Source organism: Acidiferrobacteraceae bacterium, assembly GCA_037388825.1.
Classification (GTDB): Bacteria; Pseudomonadota; Gammaproteobacteria; order Acidiferrobacterales; family JAJDNE01; genus JARRJV01.
On sequence record JARRJV010000022.1, the window covers coordinates 19656 to 40032 of the forward strand.

General features: G+C 61.2%; 27 protein-coding genes. 7 read left to right on the plus strand and 20 right to left on the minus strand.

The window, feature by feature from the left end; all coding sequences use genetic code 11:
* Positions 1 to 166: 166 nt before the first annotated feature.
* From msrA to P8X48_05660, 3 genes are all read right to left on the minus strand, one after another.
* Positions 167 to 805: a peptide-methionine (S)-S-oxide reductase MsrA gene (gene msrA / locus P8X48_05650; protein MEJ2106800.1), complete on the minus strand. Its 639-nt coding sequence runs from the start codon at positions 803 to 805 to the stop codon at positions 167 to 169.
* 83 nt (positions 806 to 888) lie between these two features.
* Positions 889 to 1092, minus strand: a complete 204-nt coding sequence (locus P8X48_05655) for a hypothetical protein (GenBank protein ID MEJ2106801.1) — start codon at positions 1090 to 1092, stop codon at positions 889 to 891.
* Between the two features lie 112 nt (positions 1093 to 1204).
* Positions 1205 to 1696 (minus strand): TlpA disulfide reductase family protein, encoded by a 492-nt coding sequence (locus tag P8X48_05660; GenBank protein MEJ2106802.1) that lies wholly within the window; start codon positions 1694 to 1696, stop codon positions 1205 to 1207.
* Between the two features lie 149 nt (positions 1697 to 1845).
* Here P8X48_05660 and P8X48_05665 point away from each other — a divergent pair, with 149 nt between their 5' ends.
* Positions 1846 to 2538 (plus strand): hypothetical protein, encoded by a 693-nt coding sequence (locus P8X48_05665; GenBank protein MEJ2106803.1) that lies wholly within the window; start codon positions 1846 to 1848, stop codon positions 2536 to 2538.
* Between the two features lie 6 nt (positions 2539 to 2544).
* Here the strand turns inward: P8X48_05665 and P8X48_05670 are convergent, their stop codons facing one another.
* From P8X48_05670 to P8X48_05720, 11 genes are all read right to left on the minus strand, one after another.
* Positions 2545 to 4236: an NAD-binding protein gene (locus P8X48_05670; GenBank protein MEJ2106804.1), complete on the minus strand. Its 1692-nt coding sequence runs from the start codon at positions 4234 to 4236 to the stop codon at positions 2545 to 2547.
* A 19-nt stretch (positions 4237 to 4255) separates the two neighbouring features.
* Positions 4256 to 4639, minus strand: coding sequence for a DUF6394 family protein (locus P8X48_05675; protein ID MEJ2106805.1), 384 nt, complete (start codon positions 4637 to 4639; stop codon positions 4256 to 4258).
* Positions 4640 to 4759: 120 nt separating this feature from the next.
* Positions 4760 to 5341, minus strand: a complete 582-nt coding sequence (locus P8X48_05680; GenBank protein ID MEJ2106806.1) for a TMEM175 family protein — start codon at positions 5339 to 5341, stop codon at positions 4760 to 4762.
* Between the two features lie 39 nt (positions 5342 to 5380).
* Positions 5381 to 5797, minus strand: coding sequence for a DUF2384 domain-containing protein (locus P8X48_05685; protein ID MEJ2106807.1), 417 nt, complete (start codon positions 5795 to 5797; stop codon positions 5381 to 5383).
* 58 nt (positions 5798 to 5855) lie between these two features.
* A complete protein-coding gene (locus tag P8X48_05690) occupies positions 5856 to 6146 on the minus strand; it encodes a TusE/DsrC/DsvC family sulfur relay protein (protein ID MEJ2106808.1) in 291 nt (96 codons plus the stop codon).
* Positions 6147 to 6299: 153 nt separating this feature from the next.
* Positions 6300 to 7793, minus strand: coding sequence for a sodium/proline symporter PutP (putP, locus tag P8X48_05695; protein ID MEJ2106809.1), 1494 nt, complete (start codon positions 7791 to 7793; stop codon positions 6300 to 6302).
* A 37-nt stretch (positions 7794 to 7830) separates the two neighbouring features.
* The gene (locus tag P8X48_05700; GenBank protein ID MEJ2106810.1) at positions 7831 to 8073 is read right to left on the minus strand and encodes a hypothetical protein; all 243 of its coding nucleotides are present in this window, start codon (positions 8071 to 8073) and stop codon (positions 7831 to 7833) included.
* 14 nt (positions 8074 to 8087) lie between these two features.
* Positions 8088 to 8696, minus strand: coding sequence for a glycerol-3-phosphate acyltransferase (locus P8X48_05705; GenBank protein ID MEJ2106811.1), 609 nt, complete (start codon positions 8694 to 8696; stop codon positions 8088 to 8090).
* A gap of 78 nt (positions 8697 to 8774) precedes the next feature.
* The gene (locus P8X48_05710; GenBank protein MEJ2106812.1) at positions 8775 to 9425 is read right to left on the minus strand and encodes a hypothetical protein; all 651 of its coding nucleotides are present in this window, start codon (positions 9423 to 9425) and stop codon (positions 8775 to 8777) included.
* Between the two features lie 133 nt (positions 9426 to 9558).
* Complete coding sequence (locus tag P8X48_05715; GenBank protein MEJ2106813.1) at positions 9559 to 9729, minus strand: hypothetical protein; 171 nt, start codon at positions 9727 to 9729, stop codon at positions 9559 to 9561.
* On the minus strand, positions 9729 to 10169 hold the full coding sequence (locus P8X48_05720; protein MEJ2106814.1) for an HIT family protein: 441 nt from the start codon (positions 10167 to 10169) through the stop codon (positions 9729 to 9731). The genes P8X48_05715 and P8X48_05720 overlap by 1 nt, the downstream gene beginning before the upstream one ends.
* A 141-nt stretch (positions 10170 to 10310) precedes the next feature.
* On the opposite strand from P8X48_05720, the gene P8X48_05725 reads away from it, so the two are divergent.
* Positions 10311 to 10631, plus strand: coding sequence for an SEL1-like repeat protein (locus tag P8X48_05725; protein MEJ2106815.1), 321 nt, complete (start codon positions 10311 to 10313; stop codon positions 10629 to 10631).
* A 219-nt stretch (positions 10632 to 10850) separates the two neighbouring features.
* Positions 10851 to 11501 (plus strand): Crp/Fnr family transcriptional regulator, encoded by a 651-nt coding sequence (locus P8X48_05730; protein ID MEJ2106816.1) that lies wholly within the window; start codon positions 10851 to 10853, stop codon positions 11499 to 11501.
* Between the two features lie 64 nt (positions 11502 to 11565).
* Here P8X48_05730 and P8X48_05735 read toward each other — a convergent pair whose 3' ends face one another.
* Complete coding sequence (locus P8X48_05735) at positions 11566 to 11955, minus strand: DUF3775 domain-containing protein (GenBank protein ID MEJ2106817.1); 390 nt, start codon at positions 11953 to 11955, stop codon at positions 11566 to 11568.
* 173 nt (positions 11956 to 12128) lie between these two features.
* Between P8X48_05735 and P8X48_05740 the strand changes: the two genes are divergently transcribed.
* From P8X48_05740 to P8X48_05750, 3 genes are all read left to right on the plus strand, one after another.
* Positions 12129 to 12902 (plus strand): TatD family hydrolase, encoded by a 774-nt coding sequence (locus P8X48_05740; protein MEJ2106818.1) that lies wholly within the window; start codon positions 12129 to 12131, stop codon positions 12900 to 12902.
* Complete coding sequence (tcdA, locus tag P8X48_05745; protein MEJ2106819.1) at positions 12899 to 13699, plus strand: tRNA cyclic N6-threonylcarbamoyladenosine(37) synthase TcdA; 801 nt, start codon at positions 12899 to 12901, stop codon at positions 13697 to 13699. The genes P8X48_05740 and tcdA overlap by 4 nt, the downstream gene beginning before the upstream one ends.
* Before the next feature lie 121 nt (positions 13700 to 13820).
* The gene (locus P8X48_05750) at positions 13821 to 14984 is read left to right on the plus strand and encodes a DUF819 family protein (GenBank protein MEJ2106820.1); all 1164 of its coding nucleotides are present in this window, start codon (positions 13821 to 13823) and stop codon (positions 14982 to 14984) included.
* On the opposite strand, the gene P8X48_05755 is transcribed toward P8X48_05750, so the two are convergent.
* The 4 genes from P8X48_05755 to P8X48_05770 form a co-directional block, all read right to left on the minus strand.
* The gene (locus P8X48_05755) at positions 14965 to 15729 is read right to left on the minus strand and encodes a hypothetical protein (GenBank protein ID MEJ2106821.1); all 765 of its coding nucleotides are present in this window, start codon (positions 15727 to 15729) and stop codon (positions 14965 to 14967) included. The genes P8X48_05750 and P8X48_05755 overlap by 20 nt on opposite strands.
* Before the next feature lie 55 nt (positions 15730 to 15784).
* Positions 15785 to 17371 carry an FTR1 family protein gene (locus tag P8X48_05760; GenBank protein ID MEJ2106822.1) on the minus strand — a complete coding sequence of 529 codons (1587 nt, stop codon included), beginning with the start codon at positions 17369 to 17371 and terminating at the stop codon, positions 15785 to 15787.
* A 25-nt stretch (positions 17372 to 17396) separates the two neighbouring features.
* Positions 17397 to 17735, minus strand: a complete 339-nt coding sequence (locus tag P8X48_05765; protein ID MEJ2106823.1) for a cupredoxin domain-containing protein — start codon at positions 17733 to 17735, stop codon at positions 17397 to 17399.
* Between the two features lie 176 nt (positions 17736 to 17911).
* On the minus strand, positions 17912 to 18559 hold the full coding sequence (locus P8X48_05770; GenBank protein MEJ2106824.1) for an adenylate kinase: 648 nt from the start codon (positions 18557 to 18559) through the stop codon (positions 17912 to 17914).
* Positions 18560 to 18744: 185 nt separating this feature from the next.
* On the opposite strand from P8X48_05770, the gene P8X48_05775 reads away from it, so the two are divergent.
* A complete protein-coding gene (locus P8X48_05775) occupies positions 18745 to 19635 on the plus strand; it encodes an alpha/beta hydrolase (protein MEJ2106825.1) in 891 nt (296 codons plus the stop codon).
* On the opposite strand, the gene P8X48_05780 is transcribed toward P8X48_05775, so the two are convergent.
* Positions 19632 to 20377 (minus strand): cyclic nucleotide-binding domain-containing protein (locus tag P8X48_05780; GenBank protein ID MEJ2106826.1); only part of this gene is annotated, 746 nt, incomplete at its 5' end. The genes P8X48_05775 and P8X48_05780 overlap by 4 nt on opposite strands.

A 20377-nucleotide genomic window follows, 5' to 3' on the forward strand; every position in this document is an offset into this window, starting at 1 on the left:
CATTGCAGTGAAAAAAACCCAGTCAAACCGGAAATTCCGGAAACCCTGATGTTTCAATCGTTTAGCACTGGCGATTTGGACAAGATTCGGGAAGCTACAATTCCTTCGCAGGAGGACACTGACGAGATGCGGCAGATCAGACGCAGAATCGCTGCCCCGACTGACGCTACGGGGCCGATCCCAGGACAATCCCGGTGCCTCCCAGGCCGCAGTAACCGCCCGGATTCTTGGCCAAGTACTGCTGATGGTAGCCCTCGGCGAAATAGAAATTCGGGGCCTCCACGATCTCCGTGGTAATGGTGCCCCGGCCGGCGGCGGAAAGCGCCGCCTGATAGCGATCCCGGGAAGATTCGGCGGCCCTGCGCTGCTCCTCGTCGTAACAGTAGATACCCGAACGATACTGGGTGCCAACATCATTGCCCTGGCGCATCCCCTGGGTCGGGTCGTGGGACTCCCAGAACACGGTCAGAAGGTCTTCGTAGGAAACCTGCGCCGGATCGTATATGACCCGCACCACTTCGTTGTGACCGGTCAGGCCGCTACAGACCTCGTCATAGGTGGGATTCGGGGTGTAACCGCCGGCATAGCCGACGGCGGTGGAGTAGACACCGGCAAGCTCCCAGAATCTGCGCTCGGCGCCCCAGAAGCACCCCAGTCCGAACAGCGCCTGCCGCATTCCGTCGGGAAACGGACCTGCCAGGGGGTGGTCATTGACGAAGTGCCGTTCCGGAACCGGCATCACCTGATCCCGCCCGGGAAGGGCCTGCTCCGGAGTCGGCATTTGCTGCGTGCGCAATCGGTACATGGGCTTGTCCATAAAAAATGGAAGCGGCTACTGCAACAGTCTATACCGGCAAAAGCAACGGCCCCTCTTTGCCTTCCGTGGGCCTAATGAAGCCAGGTCGCCAGGCCAATCAGTAGCGCGCAAAGAAGCATGATGGTCCAGGCAAAGCCCGCCACTTGCCCCCATCGCTGGGTGCGACGCCGGCATTCCTCTCGTACCAGCATTCCCAGCTCGGACTCGGGGGGATACAGCTCCATCAATTCCACGAGCTGGTTTCGGGTCATGGTCTTGAGGCTTTCTGCGTGCATGACAAGTCTCCCACGGGGTCGGATTCGAACCCTCGTCCGCGCCCGGGAAGATCATTGTATGCCGCCCGGCTTGCCGCACTCAACGGCCGCCCGCAAGCGGACGAAGCGGCACTCAGGACTTGCTGTTGCTTTCGATGAACTTCTCGATCAGATTCGCGGACGTCGCGCCGACCTGCTCGGCCCGAATTTTTCCCTTGGGATCGAAGATCAGGAACGTCGGCGTGCCGACCCAGTCATTACCCGTATATTCCGTATACAGCGCGGCAACGTCCTCGGGCTCGCCAATCAGATTCGGAAACGTCACCTTGTGTCGATGGATAAAATCGACGGCCTGCTTGTGATACTCCTTGCCGTCCAGGCTGATACCCAGGACGGTAGCGTCCTTTTTGCGGTGCCGGTTGTAGAAAGCGATTTCCTGACCCACATCGCGATTGCAGACTGCACAGTCATGGGCCCAGATCATGACCACCAGCCATTTTCCGTGGCCCGTATAATCCGAGATGGTTTGGGGTTTTCCATCGAAATTTGCCAGCCCGCCGGCATAGGCCGAGGCCGTTGCCAGCAACAGGCCCGTCAGTGCCAGTCCACGCACAAACCGACCCATTGTTCCATTCATCTGATTCATATTGTCCCCATCTATAGTTTCAGCCCACAACCTGTATCGACCGTGGGACAACAAGGAAGTTCTGTGCCGATATCCGCAAATCCCTGCTACACTGTAAGGAAGCTGGATTCAACCGATCTGGGGGACACATGCACAGACCGGATTTTGCCTGTTCAAATCTTGATCCGCTGCATTCCCGGGACCTCAGGTTCCTGATCGAACATTTCCCCGAGCCTGGAAGAAACTACGAGCAGATTGTCGAAGGCCTGCATCGGTTCCCCAATACCCTGGAGTCCATTCTCGACAGCGACTACGTTGCTCTGGAGATTCTGCAACGGCGCGACGAGCTTCTCGATATCTCACCTTTCCTGCTGTTCAATGTGCTGTTGAGACGAACCCTCGGGCGACCGCGCGGACAAACCGACCGCAGCGTAATCAACTATTTGGCAAACCTGCTGGCCCTGTTCGTGCACACCGATCGCGTTCATCGCATCGCCCGCGGCGACAGTGAGGATTATGAATACCTGTTCGATCTCGCCGCGGCAGTCCCGGATGCTGACTCGCGCCGGGAGTTTCTGCTTCATTCCCACATCGGCAATTACTCCCTGTATCTCACCGGGATGTTTCCCGGATGGATCGAGCATCGATACCGCTACAAGCGACGACCGGTCAGCGTCGATTACTACGTTGACATGGGTCGTGCCCACTTCCAGCAGGCGGCGCGCCATCCGATGGCACAGGAATTCAGCATGGACCGGGTTTTCTTCCGCCTGGCACTGATGTTCGATTCCTATCGAACCGGGCTTCAGCACATGGCACGAAATTTTCTCGTTGCCGGCTGACCCAGCCTAGCCGCGCGAGCCCATCACACGCCACAGATAGCTGCTGCCGCGTTCACGTCCGGTGTAGACGTAGTGAAAGACGTTCTCGTTCTTCACTACCCAGTCCAGTTGCGCCCGCACCCCGTAGCGCCCGACAAACAGGATCCGGTCTCCCACCTGTACCTGCGTCGATTCGGACGGCGCCAACAGATGTTCTTCATCGCGTTTGATCAGCAGGGCGAAGCAATCAAGCCGTTGATCCCGATTGCGGGGATCTCGATACAGTTCTGCCAGGGTCACGGGATCACCTTTGTCGATGGCCGCTCGCACGGCGGGGGCGCCCTCCTCGTCGATGGTGACCGCCCAGGCACGGGGCGCCTCGTCCGCGGTAATGCCGGAGATGCGGCTAACCATCTGGTTGGCCCATTCGTTGTCCATTTTCCGCGCCGCTTCCAGGAACTCGGAAAGCAAGGGGGTGGTGATCAGGGCAAAGATCTTGTGCGCAATGATGCTTCCGCGCTGCATGATGATGTTGATCGATGCGGCACGAAAGATCGGATTGTTTTCGCGCTGGTTCTGGCGCGCCACGATGAACAGGTTCGGATTCAATTCGCGCGCCGTGAGGACAATGGAGAGATTGTTGGCATCATTGTCGGTCCCGGCGACGATGCCCACCGCCTGCTCGATCTCCGCCTCACGCAGGGTCACCGCCTCTGTCCCCCGGCCGGTGATGGTATCCGGGGGCGCATGGGTCCCTTCCGGATTGGCCTCGACGATGGTCGTGCGCACACGCGCGTCGGCAAGACGCTCGCACACTGCCTTTCCGAACCGGCCATATCCACACAAGACCCAACGGCCGACAGATGGGAACACCGGTTCGGACAGATGCTCGTGGGGTACCCCGGTCATCCAGTCGTACAACAGATACATGCCCGGCGATTCCAGAGCCAGCGCCAGACGCCCGGCAAATGTATCGAACGGGTTGATCACATGGTCGGTTCCGAACGAGGCGATATTGGCCTCCGCATCGCGCGTTTCCGCGCGGGCAATGGTCGCAAGTCTCGGGTTCAGAAGCTTGGCGGAAATAACCACCTTGAGATTGACCTGGTCCACATTCGTCAGCGCCACAACACCTGCGCAGTGCGGATGATTCAGGCCCGCGGCGCGCAGAACCTCCGGCATCGCCGCGTCGGCACACAGGCCGGGAACCGGGAATCGGAGATCTTCCAGATGTAGCGCGTTGATCCGGTCATTGTCGATATCGATCACCACAGACCGGATTCCCGCTTCGGCAAGGGCCCGCACCAGAAAGCTGCCGGTATCGCCATAGCCGCATACGAGGTAGTACGGCTCCATGATTCGGCGCACGGCACGTCGAAATGCATTTTCACTCAGCAGGCTGCGAAAGGCCTGGTTCTGGATCACAGCGAGCAGACTGCCGATGGCGTACAGCCAGGCGAAGACCGTGCTGTAGATGCTGACGAGGGTCCACATGCGCTGGGAATCGGTGAATGCGTAGGGGACCTCGCCAAGGCCGATGGTCGTGCCGAGGATGCTTACGAAATAGAACGCGTGGAAGAAATCCATGTGCCACGCCTGGCCGTGATCGTCGACGCCGGGGATCAGGACGAACCCGAGGACCGCGACGGAGTACACCACGATCAGGACGATCAGGGGGGCCCGCAGTTGGCGCAACAGAATGAAAGCGACATTGCGCATGGGAGGTCCAGGTGCGCGCTCAGCGACGCACGGTCATGGTCTCCGCTACCAGCAGTACCACCGATGTGATGTTCGCCAGCAAGGCGCCGCCGGACAGCGACACGATAGCCGCAACCACTTCTCCGCTGAAGCCAGTTCCCTGAACGTGGACCACCATGCCCCACACCACCGCGGCGGCAATCAGCTGGAGATCCGCCACCAGGCTGGTGGCAAGCAGCACGGCGCCCAGGTGGGTACGGTCGCCGAATTTCAGAACTGTGGCGATCAGACTGACCACCAGTGCGGCATAAAGCTCGTAGACATTGTGGTGAGCGGGGGCCTCGATCTCACCTACGAAGAAACCGAAGTTGAGGGTCAGGGCCAGGACGATAAAGAACGCAAATGCCACTTTTTCCAGATTCATTCTCTTCTCCTTCAGCCGCAGTCGCCTGTTGCCGCGGTGGATAGTGGAATCGCCATCCTAAACCATGGCGCGATCCCTTGACCACCGGCGCCGACGGGTGTGACGCGGTCGAATGGAGTACTAGCCCCGTTCCGCCAGGACCCGCTCGATGCGCCGGTCTGGCACCAGCCACATCAGCGCCACCACCACATACAGGGCCTGGGCAATCCATTGATTGAAGAAGGCGGACCCTACAGCCACGCCGTAGATCACGATCGACAGATTGCCCTTGATGTCGCGACCGATGGCATGGGCAAGAAGCGAATCCTTTCCGTCAACGGCAATGATGGCCCGGACCAGAATCCAATAGGCGATTGCGGCCAGAATCAGTACAGCGCCGTAAAGCGCGGTGGGTACCGCGGCGAAATGATTCTCGCCCATCCAACCCGTGACGAAAGGCAACAGCGAAAGACAAAACAGGAGGAGCAGGTTGGCCCAAAGGATACCGCCGCTGATCCGATGGACCGTGTGCAACAGATGGTGGTGGTTGTTCCAGTAGATACCGATGTAGACGAAACTGAGAACGTAGCTCAGAAAGACCGGCAAAAGGGGTTTGAGAGCGGCAAGGGTTTCCCCGTGAGGGACTTTGAGCTCCAGCACCATAATGGTGATGATGATGGCCAGCACCCCATCACTGAAGGCCTCGAGACGATTCTTGCCCACGGCGCTAGTCCACCTGGACCCTGACCGGCGCGCGGTGCCTCAGGAGCGTTTGTCCGCGTGGACCTTTTCGTCCACATGCCAGTCATAGGAGCAGTCGAGGTGCATATGGACCGCCGTGATACCCGACATTCCGTCCTCCAGCATGCTCGCCAACGGGGTGCGGTCACCAAAGCGGCGATTGCGACGGTGCATCCAGATCCCGCCGTACTGGGGATTTCTCGGAAAAGATGTTCGAAGCGCATCCGCAATTCCCGCCAGCTGTTGCACCCGCTGCCAGATCTCCAGCTCGTCGGGTAGCGGCGTCCCCTCCCGATAGCGTTTGAGGGCCCGCGGTTTGGTCTGCTCCGGTAGGCCGAGCAGGGTAATCTGTTCGGCCGGCGACACACGCCACACTTCGAGGACCTCGAAGATCAGTTGCGACAACTGTATCCGGTCTTCCTGGCTGAGCGGGTTCATGACGTTCTCGGGGGGATTCGCGGATCATGGTAACACGATCCGCACCACGTTTCCGGGATCAGACGCAGCCCGTGGGTTTGGGTAGCGCGCCCCATTTACAAATGAGCTTCATGGGGCCCTTCTGAAACACGTCATACAGATGTTTGGTATCCGTATCCATGGCTTTGGCAAATTTCCGGATCGGCGGCACGGTGCCATTCTCCTCGAACATGCGACGCGCGGCTTCGATGTAACCCATGATCTCGTCAGTGATCTCCATGCCGTCCATCTGCGCCAGCTCGCGCGCCACCTCGGGTGACCAGTCGTCCCGATTCAGCAGAAAGCCTTCGCCATCCAGTTGCAGGTCCATACCCATATCGTAAACTCCGGTTGTTTTCCGTCGGTCGCGGTCATCGCGACCCTGAACATACGATTCTGGAGGCGGCTCGACGGGAATGAAAGCACCGGGCCCGGTGCAAAACCATGAAAAAAACGAATCTTTAACTGTGCCTTGGCGAAGGGGTCATGCGCCGCCGCGCTTCGCGCTTGCTTCGTCGAATTCGACTCCGATCTCGGCGGGCGGAGGCCGATCGAGGATGCTAACGACAAAGATGGCAATCAGGGCCAGCACGAATCCGGGCACCAGTTCGTACAGATCGAACCACCCACCGGACAGATGCTTCCAGATGACGACCACCGTACCGCCAACCAGCATTCCGGCAAGGGCCCCGTTTCGGGTCATGCGCCGCCAGTACAGGGACATCAACAGGACCGGGCCAAAGGCGGCCCCGAATCCGCCCCAGGCATAGGCGACCAGATCCAGAACCTTGCGTCCCGGGTCCCAGGCAAGGGCCAGGGCGACGACGGCGATGAGCACAACGGCGATTCGGCCTGCCCATACCAGCTCAACGTGCCCGGCCTCCCGACGAAGGAATGCCCGGTACAGGTCTTCGGTCAGCGCCGATGCCGCCACCAGCATTTGTGAATCGGCCGTGCTCATGATGGCCGCCAGGATGGCGGCGAGACAGACCCCGGCAACGACCGGGTGAAACAGTGTATTCACCATAATGATGAAGACCTTTTCCGTATCCGCACCCGCTAGCGGTGGCGCAACGAAGGCGACCCCCACCACGCCCACCAGAACCGCACCGACCATGGACAACACTACCCAGGTCATGGCGATGCGGCGGGCAGCAGGCAATGCCTCCGGGCTGTGTATGGCCTTGAACCGGGCGAGAATGTGCGGCTGCCCGAAATAACCCAGCCCCCAGCCGAGCAGGGAAAGGGCGGCAATGACGCCGAGGGACTTTCCATCCGCATGGGTGAATGGGTTCAACAGCTCCGGGTTCCTGTGGGCGACACCTTCGAAACTGCTAGCCCAGCCTCCGAGTCCGTGCACCGCAATCACGGGAACGAGCGCCAGAACCACCGCCATGAGCAGACCCTGCAGGACATCGGTCCAGGACACGGCCAGAAAACCGCGGGCCACAGTATAGATGAGAATCGCCGCGCACCCGGCCACAACCGCCCAGTGGTACGACAGATCGAACACGGCATGGAACAACTTGCCGCCCGCGACGAGACCTGAACTGGTGTAGAAGACGAAGAACAGAAGGATGAACACTGCCGAGACCGTGCGCAGCCATCGGCGGTCATCGCGAAACCGGCGCTCCAGAAAATCTGGCAAGGTCAGGCTGTCATTGGTGATCACGCTGTAGCGCCGCAGGCGCCGGGCCACCAGCAACCAGTTGAACCAGGTTCCCAACAGCAAGCCGCCGGCAATCCAGAGAGACTCCAGCCCGGCGGCATAGGCGAATCCGGGCAATCCGAGCAACAACCATCCGCTCATATCCGATGCACCGGCGCTGAGGGCCGCGACGCCGCTACTGAGACTGCGACCGCCGAGAATATAGTCGGACAGATTTCGGGTGCGGCGCCAGGCGATCCAGGCGATCCACAACAGGCCCGCCGTATAGACGACAAACACCACCGAGACGATGGCCTGGCGCTGCGTCATGACTGCGGCATGCCTTCCTGCCTGCCTGCATTATCGATCATTGCAGCCACTCCACCAGATAATAGAGACGAAGACCTTCGGACGATCGTGAGGGACCCACCACCCGGGCGGCGTAGCGATGTTGCTCCGGTTGCGCCTGCGCCAGTGCCGCGTCCCGGGATTCGGCGAGTTCCACGGCGCCTTCCGAGAACCGGTTCCGCGATTTGCGCGGTGCGTACACCACGGCGAAGTGCTCCTCCACGACGGATGAATCCGGATCCAGCGTAATTCCCTTGACCATGAGAATGACCGAATCTAGACGCGGGGTGCGCCGTGCTCATCCGGCGAATGGCGGTCATTCGTAGTAGCGTGTACATGGCGGGCATGGGCCAACAGGATCATGACTGCGATTGCCGCAACCGCGCCAATGGCAAGAAGACCGTCTCCGAGCAGCCAGGCAAGCACAGGCGCTGACACCGCCGCTCCCAGCGCCGCCGGCGTACCGCGTCGAAAAACGGGAAGCAGAAGAATGGTGATCCCAAGTACGGCAATCCCCAAGCGGTAGTCCAGGGCCAGAATTCCGCCTGCTGCCGTGGCAAAACCCTTGCCCCCGCGAAATCCCAGCTGTGCTGGCCAGATGTGTCCGGCCACCACGGCCCCCAGGGCCACGGGCACCGTCACCACCGCCGCGTGCGCGAGACCCGCCAGCACCACCGCCAAGGCGCCCTTCCCCGCGTCGCCCAAAAGGGTAGCCATGAATCCCACGCGTCCGAGCACTCGACCGGCATTGCGCGCACCGGCATTACCGCTGCCCAGAACCCGGATGTCACTGCCCCTGGAAACCCGAACGAGGTAGTAACCAAAGGAAATGCAACCCAGGAGATAGGCAACGACTCCGAAGAAAACCGGTTCGGCCGGTGGCACCAGGGAAACTCCGAAAAAACAGGGAACAAAATCATAACGCCACCGCAAGACGGCGTCATGCCGGAAGGGAAGCGGTGTCTAGCGCTCGGAAAATGCGCGGCGCAGGGACCGGGCGGGCGCACAGTCCCCGGTGCGCAACATGGCGCTGTATCGCCACACCGTGGCTGGCGGAACGTTCATCCAGACCCGGTCCGCGGTGCAACCGGTGATATCCAGCTCTTTCAGCAGCGGCGGCCGGACCGGTGAACCGGTACCATAGGTGTACTGTACGAAGGCGCCCTCATCGTCGAGGATGTCGAAACTGCTGCGCAGGATCGCCTCGCCCGTACGCCGATCCAGGGACAGCAGGGGAAGACTGGAAACCACATGACCCACCCGCTTGATCCCCCGGGCGCGCAAGGCATCCGCGATTCCGGAGGCGTCGATATTCAGCAACTGGACTTCCGGAAACCGGTCCCGTAACCGCCGGCAGAAACCCGGATCACGCTCAACCACAAACAATCGCGACGGGTCGACCCCACGCTCAAGCAAGGCCCGGGTCACGGATCCGGTGCCGCCACCCAACTCGACTACGGGGTCGCTGGATCCGGAATCGACCTGACCCGCCATGGCCCGCGCCAGCGCCATGCTGCTGGGCAATACCGCCCCCACCTTGAACGGGGACCGCAACCACCCGCGGGCAAAGAGCCAGACATCCTTCTTGTGGATTGATGCAATCTGTTTGAGCATGGATTCCCCTGAAAAAGCCGAAAAACACGAACTACCGGCAGAACCCCTGCGAGGCTACGCATTTGCCGGGCCCGTGTCCAATGCGGGCGGACGGCTGCCCTCCTCTCTCCGACGAACGTCCGGGGACCGGGTTTTAGCCGAAAAGGGCGTACCAGATCACATAGACCCAGGACAGGATGCCGTGGATGATGGCCCAAAGGATGGAATGGTTGCGCGACCAGGAGATGATCATGGCCAGGGCCGTACCGAAGCTGATGCCGGTCCGAATGATTTCGCCGCGGTAGCTTACGATCCGATTCACCATCAGCCTGCTTCCTCCTCAGCTTGAAATTGAAATCCGGCTGCTGGCCCCAGGGCCTCCCGCAGGCGCCGGATCCGGTCCTCCAGTTGCACGGAATCGTACGGAACTGCCGGAACCTTGCCCCACACGGGATCGGGCCAGGCCGCATCCCCCTTGTAGCGCACGATGTGATGCACGTGCAACTGCGGTACGATATTTCCCAGGGCGGCAATGTTGAGCTTGTCCGGGGCGAAGGCCGCCTCCAGGGCCCGAGCCAGGGTCGATGACTCCTGCATTAGGCAGGCCTGGTCGTCGGGAGCCAGTTCGTGAATCTCGCGCACCCCCGCCCGGTCGGGAATCAGGAGAAACCAGGGGTAGTTGCTGTCACGACTTATTCGCAAGCAGCAAAGGGGAAAGCGCCCAATCGGCACGCTATCCTGCTGCAATCTCGGGTCCAGCTGCACCGCCGCCTCCAAATGTGAAATACCACCGGCACCTTATACAGTGGATTGTGAATTGCGACACACTTCTTTCACGGGTCCGCTGCTAAATTGACTATTAGCAACTACTGATAAACGAATTAACGGTGAATTAGGGGTATCGAAATGAAGATTCGTACGCTGATCCTGACCATCTTTCTGGCCGTTGCCTCCGGAACGGCAATGGCCGGCAACAAGCTCGACGATGGCGTGACCGCCATGCTTCGCGGCGACAACGCCACTGCGCTCAAGGTGTTCCGCCCGCTGGCCACCGGCGGAAATGCGGAGGCCCAGTACTACATGGGCTATATGTACCAGTCCGGAATCGGCGTGCCAGTGGACAAGACCAAGGCCCTGCAATGGTACAACCGCGCGGCAGCCCAGGGCCATACCGGTGCCTCGGTCCAGGCGCAGGTTCTGGCCCACTCGCACAGCGCGGCCCGGTAAACGATTTGCTCTCCCAAGCCAGCGACCCCGATCTCAGGGATGGGATCGGGGTCTTTCCTGTTTTCCTCCCCTGATTCCCGGCGAATCGGATTTGCCACTCGGCGCCGGAAACAAGTACCCTTCCTCGGAACGGGCTATATCCTCTGCTATAAGAATAAAGCAAGGCCCGAAGCGTGCCAGACCCGGCAGAGACCGGAAACATCTTGGATGGACACCGAAATGCTTGAACAAATCGGTAAGGTACCGTTGTTTGCCACCCTGTCCGACGAGGAGCTCGGTCGGCTTGCCGATATGGCGACGCGCAAGACCCTGGGAAAGAACTCCGTCGTTGTACGGGAAGGAGACAACACCGACTCCCTGTACATCGTCCTTTCGGGCAAGGTAAAGATCTACCTGAACGACAAGCAGGGCCGGGAAGTTGTCCTGGGCATGGCCGACGCCGGCGAATACTTCGGCGAAATGGTGCTGGACGGAGGCCCGCGCTCGGCATCGGTGATGACCCTGGAACCGTCCGAATTCGCCGTGCTGCGAAAGGCCGACCTGGAAAGCTATCTGCGAAATAATCCCGAAGTAGCCCTGGCCATCATTCGCGAACTGATCGGCCGGGTGCGCAGCCTCACCGAAAACGTGCGCAGCCTTGCCCTGCTCGACGTCTACGGACGTTTCCGCAAGCTGCTGCTTGATCTCGCCGTGGAGGTCAACGGACACAAGACCATCAAGGAACCCCTCACCCAGCAGGAGATCGCCAATCGCATTGGTGCCTCGCGGGAAATGATCAGCCGCATCCTGCGCGAACTGAATATCGGTGGCTACATCAGCATCGAGCGGAAACGCATCACCCTCTTGCGGGATCTCCCGACTGGCTGGTAGCCGTCGGTAACTTCGGGCTCACGGGCACGAACAAGGAAACAAAGCGCCGGCCATCACCCTGCCGTTAACGTTCTTCGCAGGACATCCCCATCAAGTCCAGGCCCTCGGCCAGATAGTCCGCCACCATGGGGGTGGCAATCACGTATTGCGCGGTTCGTCGTGTCCACGCATCACCAGCGGCCTCAACCGCGTTGTCCCAGTCGCCGACCTCGAAGTCACCTCGCCCTACCCACATCAGCGCCACGAGCTGCACTTGCTGGTCCGGCTCCAGATCGTTGATGACGCTCACGAGTTCCTGGTACGTCAGATCGTCCTCATGATCCGCCAGGACCTGAATCGCCCAGTCTTCCGTGGGACTCGACGGTGGCTCCGGGATCGAGACCCCTTCTTTCACGTGGAACTCGTGCGCCTTGTCGATGATGTAGCAAATGGTCTCGGGGTTCAGGTCCATCATGGCGGTTCGCCTCGGGAGTTGTGACTTCGCCTCGACGGTATAGCGAAATCCGGCGTGGCGGCTTGATATGGGTCAAGGACCCGTTTCTTGCGCGTCGGTGTACGACAGACACCGGAACCGTGCGCGAAGATTGCGTTTTACGCTGGGCCTTTCCCGTCGCTAGAATGCGCGCCATGGATCTGATCGACACCCACTGCCATATCGATGTCGAAGAGTTCGACCCGGACCGGGATTCGGTGCTCGCCGCGGCTCGCGCAGCCGGGGTGAACCGGATGGTGGTTCCCGCGGTAGAACAATCGACCTGGGACGGGCTGCTGGATCTGTGTCAGCGGGAACCCGGCCTGTACCCAACCCTGGGTCTGCACCCGGTGTACCTCGACCATCATACGGCGCGAGACCTGGAAACACTGCGCGAGAAAGTGCGCACGACTCCCATCGTCGCCGTGGGCGAGATCGGACTCGACTTTTTCATCGAAAATCCCCGGCGTGAGCGGCAGCTGGAACTGCTCGAGATTCAACTGGACATCGCGGCCCGGGCGCAGCTGCCGGTCATCCTGCACGTGCGCAAGGCCCATGATCAGATACTGGCGGCCCTGCGTAAACACCCGGTGTGCGGTGGCATTGCTCACGCCTTCAATGGCAGCCTGCAACAGGCCGCACAGTACATAGACCTCGGATTCAAGCTTGGCTTCGGTGGCATGCTCACCTATGAACGTTCCACGCGCCTGCGTAACCTCGCCCGGGAGCTTCCGCTGGAGGCACTGGTACTGGAGACCGACGCGCCAGACCTGACCGTGGCCAGCCACCATGGGGAAAGAAACAGCCCCGAGTATCTACCGGAATGTCTTCATGCCCTGGCTGCGGTACGCGACGATGATCCGGAGGCCATTGCCCGGGCAACCACCGCCAATGCGATGGAGGTGCTGCGCCTCGGAGCGGCAGCATGAGCACCACGGAATACCGGGAACGTTTCGCCGGGATCGAAAGACTCTTTGGCCCGCAGGAGTTTGGCAGATTCGCCGACTACCACATCTGCATCGTCGGCCTCGGCGGCGTCGGATCCTGGGCGGTGGAGGCACTGGCCCGCACGGGAATCGGCCAGCTCACTCTCATTGACTTCGACGAGATATCGGAAGGAAACATCAATCGTCAGCTGCACGCGCTCAGCAGCACCATCGGTCACAAGAAGCATGCGGTCATGCAGGAGCGGGTCCGCCAGATCAATCCGGATTGCGTCGTACACGCCGTCGACGATTTCATTACCCAGGACAATGTAGGGGTGCACCTGTCACCGGACCACGGTTTCGATTGCGTGATCGATGCCATCGACTCGATCACCCACAAGGCCGCAATGATCTACTACTGCAAACGCAACAAGATTCCGGTGATCGCCACCGGCGGGGCCGGTGGGCTGACCGACCCGACGCAGAGTCGTGTGACTGATCTCAGTCGCACCTACAATGATGCGCTGGCCGCACGGGTGCGCCAGCGCCTACGGGTCGATTACGGTTTCACGCGCAACCCGAAACGCTATTTCGGCGTTGAGTGCGTGTTCTCCAGTCAACACAAGCTGTACCCCAAGGCGGACGGGTCCGTGTGCACCGCCAAGCCGGGAATCCATGGCATCGACCTGGATTGCCGGTACGGCTACGGCTCCGCCAGCTTTGTCACCGCAAACTTCGGTTTCCTCGCAGCTTCCCGCGCGATCCATAAGGCGAGCAGGCACCACACACCTCCGTCATAGCGTGGACTCATTCGGAATCTGAACCCGTCCGTCGGTCGGTTCCGCTGTCACCCACCCAATCGCGGTACTATAAGAAACAAGAAGAAGAATGGCGCACGCACGCGCCGGGAGGTACCGCAGTATGTCTACCCTGATCGCCCCGGACCAGACCTGGGCCCTGTGGACGGCCCTGCTCGCCGCTGCGGCGGTCGGTTCACTCGCGGAAGGAACGCGCTGGGGCTCGCGCGTTTCCGGCGCCGTGATTACCATGGTCGCCGCCTTCCTCCTGTCCAACCTCTCCATCATCCCGCCCCAGAGCGCGGTGTATGACACGGTCTGGAACTATCTGGTTCCCCTGGCGATCCCGCTCTTGCTGTTGCAGGTCAATCTGGGACGCATCATACGCGAGGCGGGGGCGACCCTGATCGCGTTCATTATCGGGACGGTAGGCACCATCGCCGGAACCCTGCTGGCGTTCTATATCGTTCCCCTGGGTGAGTCGGCATGGAAAGTGGCTGCGGTCTTCAGCGCCACCTACATCGGTGGTTCCCTGAACTATGTCAGCGCGGCGCGTGCCGTAGGACTGCCACCGGGCGATCTGCTGTCCGCCGGCGTGGCTGCGGACAGTCTGATGTCCACGATCTTCTTCCTGATCCTGTTCACCCTGCCCTCAATCCGCAGCCTGCGCTCCACCTTCGAACCGCCAGTGCGCGAATCCAGGTGGGGGCGCACAGCGCACGTGGTGCTCAGCGAGGTGGAGAAAGGCAAGCGCATCCATATTCCGGCACTGTTGTCGGCCCTGTTCCTGTCGGCAGGCCTGTGCGCCGTCAGTTTTGTCGCCGAGAAACAACTGGGATGGGACGGCACCGCGATTCCCATCCTCACCGCCCTGACCCTGGTGGTCGCAACCGTCGCGAAGAACCTCACCTCGCGCCTTTCGGGCGCCCACGAACTCGGTGCGATGCTGATGCAAATCTTCTTCGCCGCCATCGGCGCCAGTGCCCACATCGCCACGGTCCTGCGCGTGGGCCCGATCCTGTTCGTGTTCGCCGGGGTACTGCTGACGGTGCACCTGCTGGTCATCATGGTGGGAGGCAAGCTGGTGCGACTGAGCCTGCCGGAGATCCTGATTGCGTCAAATGCAAACGTCGGTGGGCCGACCACCGCCGCTGCCATGGCCGTGGCGCGGCGCTGGGACTATCTGGTGGTGCCGGCAATCCTGTGCGGCACCTTCGGCTACGCCATCTCATCTGAGGCCGAGTTGCCCATGACGACCACCGCCGTCATCACGGCATCGGTGTCATGAAGGTACATCCCACCCCCGTCATGAAGATCAGCAGGATGATGGCAGCGAACAGGACGCCAGACGCGGTATAGCGGCTGAGGTCCAGTCCGCCGCTGTGGTAGGGCTTGTCGAGGAAATCGCCCACCACCGCCCCCAGGGGACGAGTCAGAATGAAGGCCGCCCAGAAAAGAGTCGTCCGCGACACCCGGGACCAGTAGTACGCACCGGCGACCAGTGCCAACAGGGATCCGAATACAATCGCGCCGCCGACATAGCCGATCCCCCAGCTATCGGCGGTCCAGTCCCCGAGAGCGGTGCCCAGGGTCTGGGAAAACATGATCGTCACCCAGTAGAACATTTCCGAACGCGGCGAACTGACCGTGTCTATCGCCACGGAACCCATGGTTCGATACCACACGAACAGGGACAGCAGGAGCAGGGTCAACAGCAGTGAGGTTCCGCCGAGATAGCCGATCCCCAGCGAACGGTCGGCGAAGTCCGCCAGGGTCGTGCCCACGGTCGTGGTGGCGATGATGGTCGCCCAGTACAGGAAGGGGCGAAACCCCCTGGCGGAAATCTGGCCGTAGACCGCGATCAGGAAGACCGCCGCGAAAATTCCGGTGCTCAGGAGATAACCCAGATGCAGGGACATGGACAGGGTGTCGCCCCCGGTCTCGCCCAGGGTCGTGGCGGCGATTTTGATGATCCAGAAACCCAGCGTGACCTGCGGGACCTTGACCAGAGTGTCGCGGACAGACTCGTTCATAGGCCGATCACTCTAGCACTACGCACGGATCGCGGAGTGAAGGCGAAGTGAATGATCAGACGTGGGTTTCGTACTCCAGCAGCCACTTGGCGGTGCCAGTCGGTGCCGGGGTGCTGATGCCAAACAGATACCCAAGCTCGTAGCGGAAGTAGCCGTGCTCGCTACGGGCGAACTTGCCGGCAACCACGGGCCCGATCTGCTGCTCGCTGCTCCCGGTCTCGATGCGGCTTGTTGTTCCCAATCCGCCGTAGATCTCGATCCCCGGTTCGAATGCCGGGCTCATGCGGTACTTGCTGCGCCAGGCGTATTCCATGGCGATGTCGCTGCTGGCGCCGGTACCCGTCTCGCCATGGAAGACGATGTTTGCCGTGTGGACCAGGCGACCAACCGGCTTTTCCAGCAACAGCTTGGCTTCCAGTTCATCAGGCAAGCCGGCCTGGGCAGGGGTCTCGTATTCAAAGTACAGACCGGTATCCACCCAGTACTTGCCCGGCTCGGTCAGCTGGAAGATGTTTTCCCAACCCGTGGCGCTGTGGCCATAACTGCCGCCCGGATCATAGGAGCCGCCCGGATCCTGCTCGTACTCCACCCAAACGCTGGAGAACCAGTGGCGGGTGAATCCGTAGCCAACCTCGTATTTGTCCTTGCGTGCCCCATCAAGGGCCGGGTTTCCGTCGAAGGTGTAGTGGCCCCGTGCCTCAAACTCCCATTCCTGATAGTCGACATAGGGCGAATACACCTTGTGACTGGCATGGGCCACGGGCACCGCCAGGAACGCGGACAACAGCAACAGGCCGGCGATCACGCCCAGCGCCATGCCGGCCCGCTGACGGGCCGTGTGCCGGCGGCCGGTCAACCACATGAGGCCACCAACGATCAGGATGGTCATGACGTAGAAGATCAGCTGGATACCCGTGGGCCGTGCCATGTAACCAATCAGGGTATGCAGCAACTGACCGAAGATGCTGTGTTCGGAAAGAATTGCCGAACTATCCCAGACCATATCGCCGACAGATGGCAACACCCCGGCCTGGACCAGATAGCCCGCGCCCTGGGCGGCCATCCCGGCGGACAGGAGCAGGATCATCCAGGAGGTGACCGAGAACAGATGGCGCATGGGGATGCGCAACAGACCGAAATACAGCAAGGCACCCATGCCCATGCCCAGGGCCAGGCCGATGGCGCCGCCGCTGAGCATGGACAGGGCATCGCTGCCGCCGGCGGCGGCGATGCCGTACAGGAACAGCACCACCTCCGCACCTTCACGCAACACCGCCACACCGACGACGATGGCGACCGCGTACAGCGGGCGCTCACCCTCCTGAACCGCGCGGCCCACGGAGTTCATGCGCTGGGAAAGTTCACGTCCGTGCTGCTTCATCCAGATGTTGTGCCAACCGAGCATGCCCACCGCCACGAACAGCACCACGGCATTGAACCATTCCTGGCCCATGCCCGCGGCCGCCTCGGCGATGACATCGGCGAAGCCGGCCATCAACCCGGCTCCCAGCAGCCCAGCCACCAGCCCTGCGCTCACCCACAATGCACGGCGGGGCGCACCGCGGGTCGCGGCCATCACGATGCCGACGATCAACGAGGCCTCAAGCACCTCACGAAAAACAATGACAGCGGTTGCGAACACGTGACGCTCCGGATCTGTGCTGGGCCTATTTGGCTACAACTACGCCCTGGGCGGTCTTCTGGTGGAACTCGCCAAAGAACTTGTACTCACCCGGCTTCAGGGGACGGACATAAACGGTCACCTCGGCCCCGCCCGGAACGAGCTTCTCCACGTTCAGCGTATAGCTTTCGAATTCCTCGACCGTCGAATCCAGATTCTTCACCTTGAGGCGAATCTTCTTGCCCGCTGGCACCTCCAGCCGGGCCGGTTCGAACTTGTGGTCCTTGATGGTGATGAGATAGGGCTCATCGGCGGCTTGGGCCGCGGTGGCGGGGACGGCGAACGCGGCAAGCAGGGCCACGGCCGGCAGAATCTTGTTGAACATTCGGTATGTCTCCAGCGAGTGCGTTATATCTAGATGATAACGATTCGCAACTCGAAACGCAAATGGTTCTCACTAAATATTCTTCTGAGGGCATAAAAAACCGCCCACTACCTAAGGGATATAAGGCAGTGGACGGTCTGGTTCAATCCCCCACAAGGGAGAGGAAGGTACGGCGATCAGGCCGCCAGGCGCTGCTTCACCGCCTCTACCACGGCCTCACTGGAGGTCGCATCCACGGTCACCAGCATGCCTTCCTTGTCGTAGAAACCGATCAGGGGCGCGGTCTTTTCGTTGTAGGTGTCCAGGCGCTTGCCGATGGCCTCCTCGGTCTCGTCCTCACGCTGCACCACCGGGCTGCCGCACTTGTCGCACACGCCTTCCTGCTTCGGCGGCTTGGTCTTGACGTTGTAGATCTCCTGGCAATCCGGGTTGGAGCAGGTGCGGCGCGTGGTCAGGCGATCCAGGATCACGTCGCGGGGGACGTCAATATTGACCGCCATGTCCAGCTTGATGTTCAGCTTGGCCAGCAATTCCTTCAGGGCCTCGGCCTGGGGAATGGTGCGCGGGAATCCGTCCAGCAGGAAGCCCTTCTCGCAATCCGGCTCCTGCAGGCGCTTTTCCATGATGCCCATGATCAGGGAGTCGGGCACCAGTTCACCACGATTCATATAGCCCTGCGCTTCCTTGCCCAGATCGGTTCCGGCCTGCACCGCACCGCGCAGGATGTCACCGGTGGAAATCTGTACCGAACCGTCCAGGGCCGTCAGCATCTTGGCCACGGTTCCCTTGCCCGCGCCCGGGGCGCCGAGAAGAATCACCTTCATTGTCACTACCTCTTTGCTTGGTATTGGAAAATCGGCAGCCGCCCCACCGGCGGCCATGAACGGCGCGCATTGTGCCCGTTTCCCCCGGTCCGGATCAACAAAAGACCCGGATTTCCGCTTTCTGTTAGTATCGCCGCGATGCAGGAACCCCTACGCAGCATCGAATCTCCCTTGCCGGAGGCCCCGTGAGCCCGACCCCCGACCGCGCCCGGACCCGCGCCCGTCGCCGGAGAACTCCCTGGTCCCTGATCATGATCCGGCTCTACTTCGCCGTCGTCGGCCGCATCCTGCCCTGGGTGGCGGCACGCACCGCCTACCGGCTCTGGTTTCGCACCCATCGCCACCCTACCCCGGGGCGCGAGGCCCGTTGGCTCGAAGGAGCACGCCAGGACCGCATCGATCACGAGTATGGCCCGCTGGCTGTAAGCATGTGGGGCGATGAAGGCCCGACCATCCTGCTTGTACATGGATGGGATGGCCGCGGATCACAGATGGGCGCCTTCGCTGCACCGCTGGTGGACGCAGGTTTTCGCGTAGTGGCCTACGACCTGCCCGCGCACGGCAACTCTCCGGGCGATAGCACCAATGTCTTCCGTGTCATCGATACCCTGGAAGCCGTCGCCGACGCCTACGGCCCGGTGTACGGAGTGATCGCCCACTCCTTTGGCGTGTTCGCCACCACCCTCGCCCTTGCCGATCACATCGAGGCCCGCGCTGTGGTGTGCATCAGTTCACCCAACTCCCTGCACTGGCTGGCCGCGCGCTTCGCCCGGATCTTGCACATCCCGAATGCGACCTGGCAGATCTTCATTCGTCGTATCGAAAAGGAGTTCGGTGCCGACATCTGGCATCGACTGACCCTGGATCACACTGCGAAGAAACTGTCCGTGCCGGCACTGATCGTGCACGACGAAGACGACTACGACGTGTTGTGGGAACAGGGCCAACGACTGGCGGCCGCCTGGCCCGGGGCCGAATTCATGAAGACCAAGGGGCTCGGTCACCGCCGCATTCTGCGCGACCTTCGCGTTGTCGAGGCGGCCGTGCGGTTTCTCAGCGAGCGCCGCGGTTCCTAGGCCGACTTTCTCGCCACCGCCTGAAGCCCGCCTTTCAACACGACCGCGTCGTAGCCGCGCTGGCGCATGAGGAAGGCCGCCACCTGGCTCAGGTTGCCGGTGCGGCAACAGGTTATGTAGCGCACATCTTTGGGCAGCTTGGGCAACTGCTCGCGCAGGGCATCAACCGGGATATTTACACTGCCGCGTAGCGAACCCTGTTTGAACTCCGCCGGTGATCGCACATCGAGGATGCGGGCCCCACCTTTCACCAGTGCGCTGGCCTCTTCCACGGAAACGAAATTCACCAATGGTTGTTTTAGCAAGCGATCGAAGTCGGCGCGGGACAGGCGCATGAGCAAACCGTCCTCCATGGCGACGACGCTGGCATTGCGCGCCTCGCCACTAATCAGGGATTCCTCACCGAAAACGTTGCCGGGTTTGAGTTCATTGATCACCTGCGCCTTGCCATCCTTGTCATGGCGCACGACGTTGAAGCGCCCCTCGCGCACAACATAATAGTGCTCACCGGGTGAGCCCTGGCGAATGATTATGGTCTTCGCCTTCACCGGGAACGGTTCCAGCTTCAGAATGACCGCCGCCACGCGATCGGCGGACAATTTCGAAAACGCCTCCCAGCCCATGACCTTGGCCAACCACTCGGTATCCGCGGCCATGGCCTTTGCGTTCCCACCCTCGACATGGGTGATCGTCGTCGACACCTCACCCAGCATCACCGCACGGTCCAGTTCGTAGTTGCCGA

Bases quoted from the DNA above. Each gene is read 5' to 3' on its own strand.
- msrA (MEJ2106800.1), bottom strand. From the start codon at position 805: ATGTACCGATTGCGCACGCAGCAAATGCCGACTCCGGAGCAGGCCCTT.
- P8X48_05655 (MEJ2106801.1), bottom strand. From the start codon at position 1,092: ATGCACGCAGAAAGCCTCAAGACCATGACCCGAAACCAGCTCGTGGAA.
- P8X48_05660 (MEJ2106802.1), bottom strand. From the start codon at position 1,696: ATGGGTCGGTTTGTGCGTGGACTGGCACTGACGGGCCTGTTGCTGGCA.
- P8X48_05665 (MEJ2106803.1), top strand. From the start codon at position 1,846: ATGCACAGACCGGATTTTGCCTGTTCAAATCTTGATCCGCTGCATTCC.
- P8X48_05670 (MEJ2106804.1), bottom strand. From the start codon at position 4,236: ATGCGCAATGTCGCTTTCATTCTGTTGCGCCAACTGCGGGCCCCCCTG.
- P8X48_05675 (MEJ2106805.1), bottom strand. From the start codon at position 4,639: ATGAATCTGGAAAAAGTGGCATTTGCGTTCTTTATCGTCCTGGCCCTG.
- P8X48_05685 (MEJ2106807.1), bottom strand. From the start codon at position 5,797: ATGAACCCGCTCAGCCAGGAAGACCGGATACAGTTGTCGCAACTGATC.
- P8X48_05690 (MEJ2106808.1), bottom strand. From the start codon at position 6,146: ATGGACCTGCAACTGGATGGCGAAGGCTTTCTGCTGAATCGGGACGAC.
- putP (MEJ2106809.1), bottom strand. From the start codon at position 7,793: ATGACGCAGCGCCAGGCCATCGTCTCGGTGGTGTTTGTCGTCTATACG.
- P8X48_05700 (MEJ2106810.1), bottom strand. From the start codon at position 8,073: ATGGTCAAGGGAATTACGCTGGATCCGGATTCATCCGTCGTGGAGGAG.
- P8X48_05710 (MEJ2106812.1), bottom strand. From the start codon at position 9,425: ATGCTCAAACAGATTGCATCAATCCACAAGAAGGATGTCTGGCTCTTT.
- P8X48_05715 (MEJ2106813.1), bottom strand. From the start codon at position 9,729: ATGGTGAATCGGATCGTAAGCTACCGCGGCGAAATCATTCGGACCGGC.
- P8X48_05725 (MEJ2106815.1), top strand. From the start codon at position 10,311: ATGAAGATTCGTACGCTGATCCTGACCATCTTTCTGGCCGTTGCCTCC.
- P8X48_05730 (MEJ2106816.1), top strand. From the start codon at position 10,851: ATGCTTGAACAAATCGGTAAGGTACCGTTGTTTGCCACCCTGTCCGAC.
- P8X48_05735 (MEJ2106817.1), bottom strand. From the start codon at position 11,955: ATGATGGACCTGAACCCCGAGACCATTTGCTACATCATCGACAAGGCG.
- P8X48_05740 (MEJ2106818.1), top strand. From the start codon at position 12,129: ATGGATCTGATCGACACCCACTGCCATATCGATGTCGAAGAGTTCGAC.
- tcdA (MEJ2106819.1), top strand. From the start codon at position 12,899: ATGAGCACCACGGAATACCGGGAACGTTTCGCCGGGATCGAAAGACTC.
- P8X48_05750 (MEJ2106820.1), top strand. From the start codon at position 13,821: ATGTCTACCCTGATCGCCCCGGACCAGACCTGGGCCCTGTGGACGGCC.
- P8X48_05755 (MEJ2106821.1), bottom strand. From the start codon at position 15,729: ATGAACGAGTCTGTCCGCGACACTCTGGTCAAGGTCCCGCAGGTCACG.
- P8X48_05765 (MEJ2106823.1), bottom strand. From the start codon at position 17,735: ATGTTCAACAAGATTCTGCCGGCCGTGGCCCTGCTTGCCGCGTTCGCC.
- P8X48_05770 (MEJ2106824.1), bottom strand. From the start codon at position 18,559: ATGAAGGTGATTCTTCTCGGCGCCCCGGGCGCGGGCAAGGGAACCGTG.